This window comes from Flavihumibacter cheonanensis (genome assembly GCF_022352215.1).
GTDB classification, from domain to species: domain Bacteria; phylum Bacteroidota; class Bacteroidia; order Chitinophagales; family Chitinophagaceae; genus Flavihumibacter; species Flavihumibacter cheonanensis.
Map to the genome: position 1 here is coordinate 1,095,802 of NZ_JAKRWF010000001.1, position 15,698 is coordinate 1,111,499.

The 15,698-nt window shown below is 41.7% G+C and carries 13 protein-coding genes; 5 read left to right on the top strand and 8 right to left on the bottom strand.

Translation table 11 applies throughout. The annotated features are described in order from the left end of the window. Genes rfbC through rfbF form a run of 3 tightly spaced genes read right to left on the bottom strand, consistent with a single transcriptional unit; the run spans nt 1 to nt 2,383 of the window. A complete protein-coding gene (gene rfbC, locus MD536_RS04795) occupies nt 1–534 on the bottom strand; it encodes a dTDP-4-dehydrorhamnose 3,5-epimerase (protein WP_239596284.1) in 534 nt (177 codons plus the stop codon). Further along, a complete protein-coding gene (rfbG, locus tag MD536_RS04800; RefSeq protein ID WP_239596286.1) occupies nt 522–1,622 on the bottom strand; it encodes a CDP-glucose 4,6-dehydratase in 1,101 nt (366 codons plus the stop codon). The genes rfbC and rfbG overlap by 13 nt, the downstream gene beginning before the upstream one ends. Beyond that, nucleotides 1,607–2,383 (bottom strand): glucose-1-phosphate cytidylyltransferase, encoded by a 777-nt coding sequence (rfbF, locus tag MD536_RS04805; RefSeq protein ID WP_239596288.1) that lies wholly within the window; start codon nt 2,381–2,383, stop codon nt 1,607–1,609. The genes rfbG and rfbF overlap by 16 nt, the downstream gene beginning before the upstream one ends. 214 nt (nt 2,384–2,597) lie before the next feature. Between rfbF and MD536_RS04810 the strand changes: the two genes are divergently transcribed. Further along, nucleotides 2,598–4,085 carry a polysaccharide biosynthesis C-terminal domain-containing protein gene (locus tag MD536_RS04810; protein ID WP_239596290.1) on the top strand — a complete coding sequence of 496 codons (1,488 nt, stop codon included), beginning with the start codon at nt 2,598–2,600 and terminating at the stop codon, nt 4,083–4,085. A gap of 52 nt (nt 4,086–4,137) precedes the next feature. On the opposite strand, the gene MD536_RS04815 is transcribed toward MD536_RS04810, so the two are convergent. Both MD536_RS04815 and MD536_RS04820 read right to left on the bottom strand, forming a co-directional pair. Then, on the bottom strand, nt 4,138–5,358 hold the full coding sequence (locus MD536_RS04815) for a LamG domain-containing protein (RefSeq protein WP_234863679.1): 1,221 nt from the start codon (nt 5,356–5,358) through the stop codon (nt 4,138–4,140). Between the two features lie 36 nt (nt 5,359–5,394). Next, entirely contained in the window at nt 5,395–6,144 is a 750-nt protein-coding gene (locus MD536_RS04820) for a menaquinone biosynthetic enzyme MqnA/MqnD family protein (RefSeq protein ID WP_239596291.1), read from the bottom strand. Between the two features lie 65 nt (nt 6,145–6,209). On the opposite strand from MD536_RS04820, the gene purB reads away from it, so the two are divergent. Next, complete coding sequence (purB, locus tag MD536_RS04825; protein WP_239596293.1) at nt 6,210–7,553, top strand: adenylosuccinate lyase; 1,344 nt, start codon at nt 6,210–6,212, stop codon at nt 7,551–7,553. A gap of 17 nt (nt 7,554–7,570) precedes the next feature. Here the strand turns inward: purB and MD536_RS04830 are convergent, their stop codons facing one another. Further along, nucleotides 7,571–9,163, bottom strand: a complete 1,593-nt coding sequence (locus MD536_RS04830; protein ID WP_234863685.1) for a peptide chain release factor 3 — start codon at nt 9,161–9,163, stop codon at nt 7,571–7,573. 71 nt (nt 9,164–9,234) lie between these two features. Here MD536_RS04830 and MD536_RS04835 point away from each other — a divergent pair, with 71 nt between their 5' ends. The 3 genes from MD536_RS04835 to ctlX all read left to right on the top strand — a co-directional run bounded on the left by MD536_RS04835 (nt 9,235) and on the right by ctlX (nt 12,586). Continuing rightward, on the top strand, nt 9,235–10,056 hold the full coding sequence (locus MD536_RS04835) for a universal stress protein (protein ID WP_239596295.1): 822 nt from the start codon (nt 9,235–9,237) through the stop codon (nt 10,054–10,056). 149 nt (nt 10,057–10,205) lie between these two features. Next, entirely contained in the window at nt 10,206–11,651 is a 1,446-nt protein-coding gene (locus MD536_RS04840) for an arginine deiminase family protein (protein WP_239596298.1), read from the top strand. Between the two features lie 17 nt (nt 11,652–11,668). After that, nucleotides 11,669–12,586 carry a citrulline utilization hydrolase CtlX gene (gene ctlX / locus MD536_RS04845; protein ID WP_239596303.1) on the top strand — a complete coding sequence of 306 codons (918 nt, stop codon included), beginning with the start codon at nt 11,669–11,671 and terminating at the stop codon, nt 12,584–12,586. On the opposite strand, the gene MD536_RS04850 is transcribed toward ctlX, so the two are convergent. After that, a complete protein-coding gene (locus tag MD536_RS04850; protein WP_239596306.1) occupies nt 12,575–13,468 on the bottom strand; it encodes an SDR family oxidoreductase in 894 nt (297 codons plus the stop codon). The two genes, ctlX and MD536_RS04850, sit on opposite strands and share 12 nt — an antisense overlap. 1 nt (nt 13,469) lies before the next feature. After that, nucleotides 13,470–15,578, bottom strand: coding sequence for a prolyl oligopeptidase family serine peptidase (locus MD536_RS04855; RefSeq protein WP_239596308.1), 2,109 nt, complete (start codon nt 15,576–15,578; stop codon nt 13,470–13,472). Nucleotides 15,579–15,698 lie beyond the last annotated feature (120 nt).

Genomic DNA, 15,698 nt, shown 5'->3' on the forward strand with positions numbered 1-15,698 from the left:
TTATTTTTCTTGGAAATCCGGAAAATTCAAGTCCCTCTCTGAAATATTGGTTATCTCCAATGGCCAGTTGATACTAATGGCAGGATCATTATACCTTATTCCAGATTCAAATTCCGGGTTATAATAATTGGAATGAAGGTAAATTAATTCAGTGTTATCCTCCAGTGTTTGAAAGCCATGTGCAAAACCTTCCGGAATGTAGATCATGTGTTTATTTTGGGCAGAGAGTTCAAATGCTGCATGTTGTTTATAAGTTGGAGATTCCGGTCTGAGGTCTATAATAACATCTGCTATTTTACCCGCTATACATCTTACAAGTTTTATTTCGCTGAGTGGTTGTCTCTGAAAATGCATACCACGCACGGTGCCTTTTGCTGATGTGAATGAATGATTCATCTGCACCCATTCTTTATTGTGGCCGATGGTTTTGAATAATTCCTTACAGAAAAAACGAGCGAACCAGCCTCTTGAATCAGATTTTGGTTCTGGCATGATTAGAAAAGCGCCGTTTAATGATGTTTTTATAAATTCCATAATCCGGTATAGTCCTGAATTTGCTTTTTCGTAAGGTTAAGTTTTTCATTGGCGGGAGCCTTATACCAATCCACTGTCCATTCTACTGCAGTCTTTCCTGATAAACGAGGCCTCCAATTCAACCTGGACTTGGCCTTTGAAATATCCAGCTGAAGCAGTGATGCTTCATGTTTTTGATGATCATTACTGATATTGGTCCATTTTCCCTGCCCCCATGCGTCCACAAATAATTGCGTGAGTTCGCCAACTGTAAAATGATCGCTTTTTTCCGGACCAAAATTAAATTCATCAGAATACTCCAGAGGTGACTCATAAAGTAATTGTCCCAAGATAAGGTAACCGGAAATCGGCTCGAGTACATGCTGCCAGGGCCGTACTGAATCAGGGTTTCTCAACTTGATTTCTTTATTTTCCTGGAGAGCTTTTACAATATCAGGCACAAGGCGATCTTCACTCCAGTCGCCACCCCCGAAAACATTTCCTGCTCTTGCTGTTGCTATTGATTTAGTATGAGCAGCATAATTAACCGGATTGTAAAAAGAACTTCTGAAAGACTCTGTAACAATTTCCGTACAAGCTTTGCTGGAACTGTAAGGGTCATACCCGCCTAGCGGATCGGATTCTTTATATAATCTTCCATCTTCACTATTCTTGTATACTTTATCAGTTGTAATCACAACACAAGCACATTTGGAATGTACAGATTTGATGCTTTTTAACAAGTTGGCAGTACCCAGTACATTGGTCTCAATTGTTTCTATTGGATTATCGTAAGATGCCCGCACCAATGGTTGTGCCGCCAAATGAAAAATGATATCTGGCTGAAAGGAATAAATGGATTTTTCAAGCGATTCAGCGTTTCTTATATCATTTATTTCAGAATCCTGAAACAGTTCGGATGGCAAATAATTAAATAATCCATGATCATATCGAGGTTGCAGTGAATATCCTTTAATGATAGCTCCTGCTTGTGAGAGCCACATGGATAACCATGCGCCTTTAAAGCCGGTATGACCAGTAATAAACACCTTTTTTGATGAATAAAACCGCATGAGGTCCCTGAAGTTAGTTATCACCATCTCTTCCATAAGGCATTATTACTTTCCCAAAGATTTTCCAGTTCAATTTTATCTCTCAAAGCATCCATGCATTTCCAGAAACCAGTATGGCGATAAGCAACCAGTTCGCCATCTTTTGTGAGATTTTCCATTGGTGCATCTTCCCACATCACATTATCCATATCATCTGCCAGGTATTCAAAAACAGACGGCTTTAGAACAAAAAAACCACCGTTGATCCATTTGCCATCACCTGTTGGTTTTTCTTTAAAATTCATTACTACACCGGCAGGATCAATAGTCATACCACCAAACCTGGCCTCCGGCTGAACAGCTGTTACTGTAGCTATTTTATTATGGGATTTATGGAAGTCTACCAGTTTCAAAAGGTCAACATCAGCAACTCCATCACCATAAGTAAGCAGGAAGTCCTCATTATCCAGGTATTGTCTGATTCTTTTTAGTCGTCCTGCAGTTTTGGTATTCAAACCAGTATCTACCAACGTGACCTTAAACGACTCCGCATTGGTAAAGTGAACATCTACCTTGTTATTTTTCAACTCAATGGTAATATCTGAATTATGCAAGTAATAGTGCATAAAGTACTCTTTAATTACATACCCCTTATATCCCAGACAAATGATGAATTCATTGAAACCGTTGCTTTCATAGATCTTCATAATATGCCAAAGAATAGGACGACCACCAATTTCCACCATCGGCTTTGGTCGCGTTTCCGTTTCTTCAGATATCCTGGTTCCAAGACCACCTGCAAAAATCACAACTTTCATTAAATATAAAATTAATATATACGGCTAATTCGTTTACAAGATTACGTGTGTTATTAGAATTTACGTTACCAGTCTTTGAAATAAATTTCAACTCTACAACTTATTTAATTTCAATGTAATATAGATTCAATTTGCTAATATTATATTTCGAATCCAGTCAGTTTGACTTATTACATTACTTTAGAGGATTTTAATAGCATTTAAGTTCTATTGAATGGGTTTAATCAAACAGCAAAGCATCAAGTCATCTATCCTAATCTACATTGGATTCGCATTTGGTGCTGTAAATATGTTGATTTTAGGCCCAAAGATACTGGGACCGGAACTTTTAGGACTAACCAGGATCATTACCGATGCCGGTATTACACTTGCTACACTTTCAACTTTTGGCACTATTCCGGTTATTTATAAGTTTTTCCCGTTTTATAACGATTATCTCAGTTCCAAAAAAAGTGATTTACCAGCTATTACCGGATTCATCTGCCTGAGTGGCTTTATTTTGGTATGTATTATTGGATATTTTAGTCAGGATATCATTGTTAGGAAATACTCAGAAAAGTCTCCCTTATTTGTAGAATATAGTTATCTGGTTTACCCGTTCAGTTTTTTTATGTTAGCATTTATGTGGCTGGAAAGTTTTGGCTGGTCATTCAGGTTAAGTGTTCTTACGAATGGCTTAAGGGAGATCCTTCCAAGAATATTTTTTACCATTCTTACTCTACTGCTGTCCGTTTCCTTTTTGTCTGAGCAACAATACCTTCTCTTCTTTTCTTTTTCCTATTTGTTATCGGGTGTTTTATTGTATCGTTTTTTGAGGAAATCAGGCAAGTTTGCCTTTACTTTTAAATTAAGTAATGTAACAAGAAGGCTTAAACCCAGAATGGTAAATTTTGGGTTGTTTATTTTTGGCGCTCATTTTTTAAATCTGCTAGCAAGAACTATTGACACGTTTATTCTCGCTTCCGTAAGTAAAGGGGGCCTTGCAGATGCAGCCATTTTTACAATTGCTACCTATGTAGTTACTTTAATGGAAGTGCCTCAGCGAAGTCTGAATTCTGTTACCATTCCTATTTTGGCCGATGCCTGGAAGAACAGGGATTTGCCCAAAATTTCAAGTATTTACAATAAAAGTGTCAGTAATTTGTTGGTCATTGGATTGGCAATGCTGATTCTATTTGTATTGAATAGCGGTAATCTTGAACAATTCCTGGGAGATAAATTTTACGGTGTCAGTTTCGCAATTCTGATCATTGGAATTGGAAAATTGATTGATCTCGGAACCGGCGCTAATACGCAAATACTGGGAACTTCCAGTTACTGGAAAGTTGACTTCACAACTACAGCGATTTATACACTACTTGCACTGCCTTTGAACTACGTTTTAATAAGTAAATATGGTATTAAAGGAGCGGCTTACTCTTCCCTGATCTCAATTTGTTTTTATAACCTAATGAGATTCGGATTTTTATATTATAAATTTAAACTCCAGCCCTATACTTTAAAAAATTTATTGGTGGTTGTAATAGCTTTTGTTTGTGGGCTTTGCGCTTATTTGCTGCCATTTATGCTGAATATTTATATTGATTCCATTATCAGATCTGTTCTATTCATCCTTTTGTTCATTCCTGTCATTTATCGTTTTAACATCTCGGAAGAGATTAATACATCTATTACCTCGATGCTGAAGAGAGTAAAAAAATAAACTCCGGCAACTTCTGAGCTACCGGAGTTTTTGAAATTATATGAGTACCAGCTTAGTTTTTGGGTATCATCTCACCATATGTGCCATATGGTATATCATAGAAAACATATTGATCTTCAGTAAGCGTAATAATGGTCGATGCATGTACCTGACCATTTTCAACAGATCTCACTTTTGTTTCATTTTCTATAAAGCTCCAGGTACCTGTTTGTGTAATCCCATTCAAGTCAACTCTTGAGAATGTTCCATTACTTCTGAAATTTATGTAATCACCCGACAGGTTGAGGGCATTATTTGCCATACCTCTTTTATACAGTAGTCTTGCGAATTGGCTACCAACCTGATCATAGTATTCGTTGTAAATCCAGGTTTTTGATGTCAGAAGGTCGGTTTTGGTCTTCTCAACATAAGTTGGAGATTTATCACAACTACTCAGGTAATTCATTTCCTTAGCGCTAAGCACTCTTGAATAAATCCGAATATTATCCATTTTACCATTAAATGACTGCTTGTCACCATTCCACCAGGAGCCAAGGATAAACTCTCCATTATTGCAGAAATTAAGATTTTGAGCTGTATGTGTAATGGAATCTACCACAACACCATTTATATAAAGCTTCATCTTCTTATTTTCATGAGTAATTCCAATATGGTACCACTGATAATAATTCAGGACTCCATTCTGCTTGGCCTTAAAGCTTCCTGATGGCTCTGCATTACATATGTCTGCTTGATTCTGAGTAACTGAAAAGCGCATTTTATCACCGTCAATTACAGCATCATAACCTACATTGAAAGTTGCTCCATTAGCTGTGGCATAATCCTGTTTACCAAACATCAAACCTTTGTAATCTTTGGTTAGAACATAAAAAGAAACAGAGAAATTCTGACTGTTGAACTGCTCTCCTTCAGGGATGGTTGCGTAACCATTAATTCCATCAAAATTAATTGCTCCTCCAGTTACGCCCCATCTATCATGCGACAAAGCAGCTCCATTCATCAGGTTTAGTTGTCTACCATTTCCGCTTGAATCAAATGTGGATCCATTGACTGGGAAGTATGCCCATAAGCCTTCATTAATCGTCCTCCTGATTTTTTCCAGTTCAGAAAGGATGGTATCTCTAACAATAACAGTATCTCTTAAAGTGTCCGTAACTGTTACGGTATCCCGTATTATTTCGGTTTCTTTTGAGCAGGATGTAGTTGTAACTTGATAACTAGTTAATACAAGGAATGTTAAGAAAGTGGATAAGGTTCCGAAAATTTTTTTCATTAAAAGAGAATTTCCGGACAAAATAGAAAAAAAAGATTACAATCCAAATTGGCTTAGGTATTTTAAATACAGTTCCAGCCCCTCCATCTTCTTTGAATCCAGTTTGTAGTCAATATTTTCTTTATAGTAAGTAAATAAATCATATGTTTTATAAGGATATTTTTCTACCACTTCTTCCAATCTATCTAACCCATACCGGTTGGCTTCATTGAATCCCTTTACAAATTCAGGTGCAATTTTTTTATTAGCTATCCAGGCCGCAAATACAAAGGGTAAACCGGTCATCTCTTTCCAGGCCTGCCCAAGATCAAATACATAGGCAGAATCTTTTCTTTGCTCCAATGCCCTGTCTCCTATTACAATTCCGGCAGTGGTTCCTTTGATCTGTCCGCGAAAATCATCCCGGGTATCAATTATTTCCGGATCGATTTTCCAAAACTCTTTCATCAGTATACGCGCCAACCTTACGGATGTCCTGCTTTGATAATCCAGTAAAACAGTTGAGATTTCTTCCATAGGAACATCCGAAAACAAACCTACCGATGCCACTTCCCCATCACAGGCGATTCCATAATCACATACGATATGATATTCTTTCAATTTTGGAATGGTTGCAACAGGCACCAGTCCGATATCAACCTGATCTTCAATCAGCATTTTTGCAACATTGGCCGGATAATCCATTACCAGGTCCAGCTCCTCCTGCATCATTCCTTGCTGCAGGCCATAAATCAAGGGCTTTGTATTCAGGTATTGTACCGCTCCCACTCTGATTTTTCTGTCCACTCGCTTTGATTTAATTTCGCAAATGTACTGCTAATTCCAGTTTGGAATGGCCAAGATAAACAACCATGGAACTTCAATCACTCACTGCCATCTCCCCCATTGATGGCCGCTATCGTAATCAGTTGCAGCAATTAGATGAATATTTTTCTGAATATGCCCTGATCAAATACAGGGTCTGGATTGAAATCGAATACTTTCTCTTCCTGGCAGATGCCCGCCTTTTCAAATTGCCTGCTAAAGCAAGAGCCAGTGTAAAAGCCATTGCTGAAAATTTCAGCGTGGAAGATGCTGCTACTATCAAGGAAACAGAAAAAATCACCAACCACGATGTAAAAGCGGTTGAATATTTCATCAAATCCAAACTGGAAACCCTGCAATTGCAAGACCTGAAAGAATGGGTTCACTTCGGACTCACATCCCAGGATATCAACAATACTTCTATTCCTCTTAGCTGGAAGCAGGCAATGGAATTTGAATACTTGCCTGCCCTGCTAAATCTGACTAATAACCTGCACTCCCTTGCAACCGAATGGAAAAACATTTCCCTGCTGGCGCGTACACATGGACAGCCTGCCAGTCCTACCAAATTAGGTAAGGAAATCATGGTTTTTGTAGAGCGACTCAAAAACCAGGTGGAACTACTGGTGCAGGTTCCCTATGCTGCAAAATTCGGCGGTGCTACTGGAAATTTCAATGCTCACTATATCGCCTACCCGAAGAAAAACTGGCTGCAGCTGGGTAACCAGTTTGTGGAATCATTGGGATTACAGCGTCAGCAATTCACCACTCAAATTGAGCACTATGACAACCTCGCTGCTCATTTTGATGCTCTCAAACGAATCAATACCATCCTAATTGATCTTTGTCGCGATATCTGGACCTATATCTCCATGGATTATTTCAAACAGAAAACCAAAAAAGGAGAAATCGGTTCTTCTGCAATGCCACATAAAGTAAATCCGATCGACTTTGAAAATGCAGAAGGCAACCTGGGTATGGCTTCCGCAATATTGGAGCATTTAGCTGGCAAACTTCCAATTAGCCGCTTGCAGCGCGACCTGACCGATTCAACCGTTTTGAGAAATATCGGTGTTCCTTTTGCTCATATCATACTAGCCATCCGATCCATTGAAAAAGGATTGGGTAAACTGGTTCTGAATGAAAAGAAAATACAGGACGATCTCGAAGCCAACTGGGCGGTAGTTGCTGAAGCCATTCAAACCATTCTGCGCAGGGAAAATTATCCCAACCCATACGAAGCATTGAAAGAGCTCACAAGAGGTAAGGCGGCTATTGACAAAAAGGCGATTCACAGTTTTATCAGAAGCCTGAAAATAAGCTCAGAACTGAAAAAGGAATTACTGGCGATTACACCTTCCAACTATACAGGAAAAACGCCCGACTACTAAGTAGACGGGCGTTGCCTTTAATCTGTTTTATGGATTTCGGACGTGAAATGAAATTCGATATCCGGGTTATTGGTTCGCTCTGTATTCAGGAACCATTCACTCTGCGCTAAATAAACCAGGTGCCCATCTTTATCCTCGGCAATATTGGCTGATTTAAAGCGTGTGAATTCTTTCAGTTTTTCTGGGTTCTTACTGGTTATCCAGCAGGCTTTATAATAAGGCTGGGCGCGGAATTCAACCGATGCGCCATATTCCTGTAACAACCGGTATTGAATTACTTCAAACTGCAATTCTCCCACACATCCAATGATCTTCTTATTGCCACCGAACTGGGTAAACAGTTGCGCCACCCCTTCATCCGTCAATTGCAGCAGCCCTTTCTCCAGCTGTTTGGTCTTCATCGGATCCTTATTGATTACTTCCTTGAAGATTTCAGGAGAAAAGGAGGGAATCCCGGTAAAATAAAATTCTTCTCCTTCGGTTAGGGTATCACCAATTTTAAAGTTGCCGGTATCAAATAAACCTACCACATCACCTGGATAGGCTTCTTCAATTACATCCTTGCTGCGCGCCAAAAAACTGTACGGGTTATTAAAGCGTACATCCTTATCCAGCCGAACGTGATGGAAATATTTATTGCGTTCAAACTTACCGGAGCAAACTCTTAAAAAGGCGATCCGGTCGCGGTGCTTGGGGTCCAGGTTGGCATGAATCTTAAAAATAAACCCACTGAATTTATCTTCGTCAACAGCCACAGGCCGTTTGGTGGTTTCCCTGTCGCGCGGGATGGGCGCAATCCGGATAAACGTATCCAGCATTTCTTTCACCCCGAAATTATTTACAGCACTTCCGAAAAATACGGGAGCTACTTTCCCCTGCAGATAATCCTCCACTACCAGTTCTCCATGTACACCATCCACCAGTTCCACATCTTCCCGGAGGGTAGCAGCATCGCGTTCACCTAATTTTTCATCCAAGACCGGATCAGCAAGATCACTGATCTGAACAATATCACTCTCATCTGCCCTTGTATTGGCCGTGAATAAGCGAAGATTTTTTTCTGCCAGGTTATATACTCCTTTGAAATCCTTGCCACTATTGATGGGCCAGGTCATGGGATGCAGATGAATGGATAATTCTTTTTCGATTTCTTCCAGCAGTTCAAACCGGTTTTTACCATCCCGGTCCATTTTATTAATGAACACAATAACAGGGGTATCCCGCATTCTGCAGACTTCCATCAGCCGGCGGGTCTGGTCTTCCACCCCATTCACACTATCCACCACCAGGATAACACTGTCCACAGCTGTCAGCGTACGATAGGTATCTTCCGCGAAATCCTTGTGGCCGGGAGTATCCAGCAGGTTGATCAGGATGCCTTTGTATTCAAAGGTCATAACCGAAGTGGCCACCGAGATACCTCTCTGACGTTCGATTTCCATGAAGTCGGAGGTCGCATGTTTTTTGATCTTATTGCTCTTAACCGCTCCTGCAGTCTGGATTGCACCACCAAATAACAGCAGTTTCTCTGTCAGGGTAGTTTTACCGGCATCCGGGTGTGATATAATGGCGAAGGTTCTCCTTCTCTCAATCTCGGTCTGATATTTCATAACGGGCGCAAAGGTACAATTATGGGTGCTTTATGCTGACATTTTATATATATTTAGACAAACTATTACGCATGAAAACCTGGTTGTTACCCATCGATTTTTCCGAAACTTCCAAAAATGCAGCCCGTTATGCGGTTGCCCTTGCCAATGAAACCCCTGATGTGAAGCTGGTTCTTTACCATGTTTTCGGAAAAATTGCTGCCGGATCCGATGGCACCCCCCTGGACCTTTCCAATACCACCCGGAAAGACATAGCTGAGATCGCCATGAACAACCTGATCAGTGAACTCGCGCACAGTTCCCCTATTGAAGTAGTGGCAGAAGAAGGAGAATCCCTGACTGAGAACCTGGCGCGATATGTTCGCCATAATGGTGCCGACCTGGTGGTAATGGGACTCACAGGCGCCTCCCGCATTGAACAACTCCTGATGGGTACCAATGCCCTGAACATGGCGCATGCTGCAGTTTGCCCTGTGCTGATTGTACCCCCGCAGGCCAGTTATAGCCCGGTTAAAAATATTCTGTTTGCCACAGATATGAAAAATGTAAAACAAACCACCCCCATCAAAGCCCTCCGCTCGGTGGTATCCATTTTCAATGCGAAGCTGCATGTCGTAAATGTGGATGCCGATCATTATGTGGAACTGACCGAAGAATACAAGGCCGAACGTGCCAATATGGAGTCTATCCTGGATGGATTTAATCCCGATTATTATTTTGTCCGGATCAACGATTTCCTGGATGCCGTTCAAACCTTTGTGGAGGATAAAAAAATCGATGTCATCATTACGGTTCCCAGAAAGCACAGCTTCCTGTCCTCCTTATTCAAACCCAGCCATACGCGGAAACTGCTCTACCATACCCATGTTCCGCTGATCGCCATCCATGAATAAGGATTCGTTTTAATTTCATTACTTTTGGCATTCATGTTTCGCAAAGCAGCCATACCATCCTTTGCCTCAATGGTATTACCGGTAAATTATTATATACCGGATTAGCGCCTCTGTTTGCTGTTTTGATTTCGTAATTAATTAAACTATTTATGCCTAAAGACATTGCATTTGCCAATGTAACCAGTGAAATTGGTACATTAAAACGTTTGTTGGTACATAGTCCGGATAGCGGCCTGGGAAAAGTGGTTCCCTCCAAAGCCCAGGACTGGCTTTTTGAAGACATTGTGCACCTGGATACCATTCGCCGGGACGAATATGATTATTATACCAAAATCCTCCTCTATTTCCTTGATCCTCAAAAGGTAAAAGGAAGGATTTCGGAGATTGATGATCCCCAAAACACCCGTAATTTTTATAAACCCGGTCATCCTGATTTCCATCGCTCCGATAAAGTGATTGAACTTCAGTGGTTACTGGAAGAAATCCTGTACGATCGCGATATCCGCCTCAAACTGGTTGCCTCTGTTTGTGCCATTGAGGGTTGCTCTCATGCCAAACAAATGGAACTGCAGGAATACAATCCGACTGATCTTGCCAAGATTTTCATCAGTGGCACTGCCAACGACCAGACCATGCTCTTCCCTCCCATTCCCAACTTTATTTTTACGCGGGATATCGGGATCACCATTAACAATCACATTCTTTTAAATAAACCGGCAAAAAAAGCCCGCACCCGGGAAGCACTGCTGGTTCGGTATATTTTCTTCCATCATCCGCTGTTCGCAGACCTCCGGGAAAACATAATCGAATTGCCAGATACACATCAGCACTTCCTGCTTCCCAAAGAGGGAGATGATAAAAAGGTTACCCTTGAAGGTGGGGATGTAATGGTGGTGAGTAAAGACCATGTCCTGATTGGTGTTTCTGAAAGAACCAGTCTGGAAGCAGCTCACCAGGCTGTTCACGCCTTGTTTGAGAAAAACGTAGTGAAAAAAGTATCCATTGTAAAAATCCCAAAGAAAAGGGACTATATGCACATTGATACTGTATTCACCCAGGTGAAGCGAAATGTATGGGTAATGCTGGGCAGCTTCTCCAAAAAAGCTATCAAAAAAGAAGATGCTGATATTGTTCAGCGGATTCTCGAAGGGAAAAAAACCGATAATAAAATCCAGGTGATTCAGTTTCGTAAAAAGGACCTGGACAACCCCGTTTATTTCGATAACCTGGAAGATCTCTTAACGGATATCAGCCGGAATGACCTGGATTGTGATGAAAAGGTTCGTTTTATTTATTCCGGTAACAATGAGTTTCCTTTTGATGCCCGTGAACAATGGACAGACTCCTGTAATGTGCTGGCACTAAAAGAAGGTGTTGTACTTGGTTATGATCGTAATGATAAAACTTCTATTGCCTTCCAGAAAGCCGGGTTCAGTGTGTTGCATGTGAAGGAACTGCTGGAAGAGTTTGAAAATGGTACCAAATCTCCCGATTCATTAGAAAACTGCATCATCCTGATGCCCTCTGCAGAATTGTCCAGGGCAAGAGGTGGTTTCCATTGTATGAGTATGCCCTTGTTGCGGGAAGCGTATTAAATTAAACCAATCATTCTATGCAGACTACCAATCATATCATGATGATTCGACCTGTCAATTTCAGCTTCAATGCTGAAACGGCGGTCAACAATGCCTTCCAGGTGGCAGGCGCGGCTGAGCAGGCACAGGAAAAAGCGCAACAGGAATTTGATCGCTTTGTGGCCCTGCTTCAGCAAAACGGAATTGATGTAACGGTAATTAATGATAGTCCGGAGCCTTATACCCCTGATTCCATTTTCCCCAATAACTGGGTCAGTTTCCATGAAGATGGCCGGGTGGTTCTCTATCCCATGTTTGCTCCTAACAGACGTGCTGAAAGAAAACCAGGGGTACTAACGACTATCTTTAAACGCTTCTCACATTCCACGATCATTGATTTAACGGAAGCGGAAAAAGAAAATCGTTTCCTTGAGGGTACTGGCAGTATGGTACTGGACAGAGAAAATAAAATCACCTATGCCTGTTTATCGCCCCGTACAGAAAAAAACCTGGTAGAAGACTTTGCTGAAAAACTGGGTTATACAGCGGTTTGTTTCAGGTCGGTTGACAAAAACGGCCAGGAAATTTATCATACCAACGTGATGATGTGCATTGCAGATCGCTATGCAGTTATTTGTATGGACTCGATTCCTGATGCCAGCGAAAAACAACTGGTTGAAGATGCCATTAAAAACTCAAGCAAGCAACTGATCACCATTAGCCTTGATCAGATGAATTCCTTTGCCGGTAATATGCTCCAGGTGCGCAATGCAGCCGGACAAACCTTTCTCGTGATGAGTTCACAGGCCTATCATTCGCTAACACCCGAACAAATCAGTCAACTGGAATCCTTCAATCCTATTCTGCACTCGGATTTACGCACTATTGAAACCAATGGTGGTGGCAGTGCCCGATGTATGATGGCGGAAATATTTTTACCGGAATCAGCCAGCTAATAACTGAGCTGCTACCTGCGAAAAGGAACGGGGTTGATAACCCAGTTCCTTTTTTGCTTTCTGTATATCAAAGCCGGTTTTAGCCGGACGTTTTCCAGGTTGTGTAAAACTTGCAGCGGTGACTCTTTCCATCAGTCCGGCATCCCAGCCTCCCAGTTCTGCAATTGCCAGCCCCATTCGATACGGCGTAAATACCTCTTCACCGGAGATATGCCAGATGCCTGTTTTTCGTTGCTCCAATACCAATGCGATTCCTATTGCCAGGTCATTCACATAAGTGGGAGTTCGAAACTGGTCGTCCACTACTTTGCAATGTCTACCGGCTTTCAGGTTATCCCGAAGCCAGCTGAAGATTGTCGAACGGCCATGACTATACGCATTTCCATACACCAGGCAGGTTCTGACAATCGCCCAGGGAACTTCGGCTGTTTGTACAATCGCCTCTGCTTCCAGCTTCGTTTGACCATACCAGCTGATCGGGTTCACTTCATCTTCTTCGGTATACATCCCTTTCTCTCCATCAAAAACGAAATCAGTTGATACAAACAGGAAAAAACAATTGTGTTCTTCTGCATCCAATACCAATCGGGCTGTAGCTTCCACATTGATATTGTGCGCTTCTTTTTGTTTCTTTTCACATTCATCCACCTGCGACATGGCAGCGCAATGAACAATAGCGGTCGGTTTTTCTGATTCAATGATGGCCTGTAATTCAAAAGGATGCGTGATATCAGCAGCAACATATCGTACTCCGTTTGTTTCTACTGCCAATCTAGTGGGGCCCTTGCCAGTAGCTATTACAGTATGCCCTCTTTGCGCCAATACCTGCACTAATTCCTGTCCTACAAACCCATTGGCACCTGTTACCAATATTTTTTCCATGCTATTTGCTGATTTGTTTGGGTCTTATTCCCATTTCATGGTAAATAAAAGAAAAAATATCTGCCGAGAGCTCAATGGATTTGGTAAGATTGCTGGCACCGTGACCAGATTTTGTATCAATCCGGATGATTACTGGGTTTTTACCTTTATAGGCCGACTGCAAGGCAGCAGCATATTTAAAGGAATGAGCTGGCACTACGCGGTCGTCATGATCAGCAGTGGTAATCAGTGTGGATGGATACTTCAAATCACTACTGATATTATGCAGGGGAGAGTATTTGTATAAAAACCCAAACTGATCCGGTTTTTCGCTGGAACCATATTCTGCAATCCAGTTCCAGCCGATGGTGAATTTCTGGTAGCGTAACATGTCCATTACACCTACCTGCGGGATAGCTACTTTAAATAGTTCAGGGCGCTGATTGATTACCGCCCCTACCAGCAATCCGCCATTGGATCCACCCTGGATGGCCAGATAAGAAGGCGAGGTATACTTATTTTTAATTAGGTGTTCAGCTGCCGCGATAAAATCATCAAAGACATGCTGTTTTTTATCCAGCATGCCATCCTTATGCCAGGTTTCACCGAACTCCGATCCACCTCTCAAATTGGCTACTACATAAATGCCGCCTTGCTCGAGCCAGGTGAGATTCACAGCACTGAAGGAAGGAGTCAGACTGATATTAAATCCGCCATAACCATAGAGGATGGTTGGATTGTTTCCGTTAAGCGCCAATCCTTTCTTATGCGTGATGAACATCGGCACCTGGGTGCCATCTTTACTGGTATAAAAAACCTGTTTCGTTTCAAATAAATCAGCCTGGTAACCCGGAATTACAGGTGCCCGGAATACGGTGCTTTTTCCTAAAACAGGATCCAGTTGAAATATAGTAGGCGGATAGGTATAAGAACTAAACGTGTAGAAGATTTCATCACTCTTTTTTTCGGTGCTGAAACCACTAGCATTCCCAATGCCCGGAAGCTTAATCTCGCGGATTCGTTTTCCATTGAGATCGTACTGGTAAACATGGCTGCTAACATTTTCCAGGTAGTTTATAAAGATGGAACCACCTGCTGTTGAAGCGCTTCTGATGGGAAACTTTGCTTCCGGAATCAGGGTCCGAGTACTGGAAACACTCCCATTTTTAAGATCCATTTCAATAATCCGGTAGTTGGGAGCTCCATCATCTGTAGAAACCAGGATCCGTTCGCCCACATTATCTATGAAATCATAATTGGTGTTACTTACTTCCTTCACCAGAGGAATCCAGTTTTTAGAACCAGATTTAGTATCTCTGATCCATAGTGCATTGCCCAGAAAACCTTTGCCCCGATCACTGATAGTGAGTATGCTGAATCGCTCGTCTTTACTTGTTTGCAGTGTATGAAAACGCTGCGGATTGGCAGGATCCTCATAAATGAGTTCATCACTGGACTGCGGGGTACCGATTCTATGATAAAAAACCTGGTGGTTTTCATTTTTGGTAGACAGTTCCTTCCCTTTTTCAGGAGCCGGATAGCGACTATAATAAAACCCATCCCCCTGCCAGGCAATGCCAGACACTTTCACCCAGGAAATAGTATCCTGTAAAAACTGGTTGGTCTGCATATCACGGACGAGGTAGGTCTGCCAGTCTGATCCCCCAAGGGAGAGTGCTACCACAGCATATTTTCCATCATTCGAAAGTGAAAAATTAGCCATCCGGGTAGTGCCGTCTGTAGAAAACCGGTTCGGATCCAATACCTTTTCCTCCTTTCCTTTGAGGCCCTTGGTACGATATAAAGCAGACTGATTTTGCAGGCCATCGTTTTTATAATAATAGTAGTACTCGCCCTTTTTGCCTGGTGCTGAATATTTCGCATAATTACTCACTTCCAGCATCCGGTCTTTCCATTGTTCCCGGAAAGGAATCTGTTCCAGGTAACCAAAACTGACTTTGTTTTGTGCCTCCACCCAGGCCTTGGTTTCGACACTGTTATCATCTTCGAGCCAGCGATAGGGATCCGCTACCTGGGTTCCATGGTAATTGTCTACGGTTTCAACTTTTCGGGTGGTTGGATAAGATAATTGTGCAGCAGCTCCAATACTAACATTTGTAAGTATGACCAAACACAGATATTTATTCCACATATGTGAATTGTTTATTGATTTTCAATGTTAAGCGGTGGTTGTAAGGGTATGTAGTGACTACATAATCAAGTCAAATCCTTATTTTTGGCGCGCCTTATC